Origin of the sequence: Enterobacter cloacae complex sp. P12RS, assembly GCF_014895875.1 — a bacterium.
Taxonomy (GTDB): domain Bacteria; phylum Pseudomonadota; class Gammaproteobacteria; order Enterobacterales; family Enterobacteriaceae; genus Enterobacter; species Enterobacter bugandensis.
The window spans coordinates 1-379 of the sequence record NZ_JADBQO010000126.1; the positions used below are offsets into that span (position 1 = coordinate 1).

The 379-nt window shown below is 31.4% G+C and carries 1 pseudogene; it reads right to left on the bottom strand.

From position 1 onward, the window contains the following. A pseudogene (locus tag IM284_RS23230) lies at positions 1-379 on the bottom strand (hypothetical protein); the annotation flags it as partial.

Genomic DNA, 379 nt, shown 5'->3' on the forward strand with positions numbered 1-379 from the left:
GAATTAAAATTAGATATTACTTTCTCAATTTCATTATTAAGTTCTTCTACTAAGTTATTATGACCGCAGTAATTAGAAAATGCCAACTCACAGCTACCATCCTTAGTGATCATATAGTGCATATGGTGGTAATATTTAGCTGTTAAACCCGTAGAGTAAAGATGAGGTGCATTAAGATAGGTTTCAACTAATCTTCCAGTTAATAGTTTATTAGCTGGTTCATGAGATACCTCATTAGACAATAACATACCCGCTCTTGCCACACTTTGAGTAGGTAAAAGTTTATTGTTTGTAAGCATGTAATTAAATTCAATCAACAAAAACTTTGCAATAGGATTTAAGTCAAAATGAGGAAAACCATTATGAATTGGTATATAGG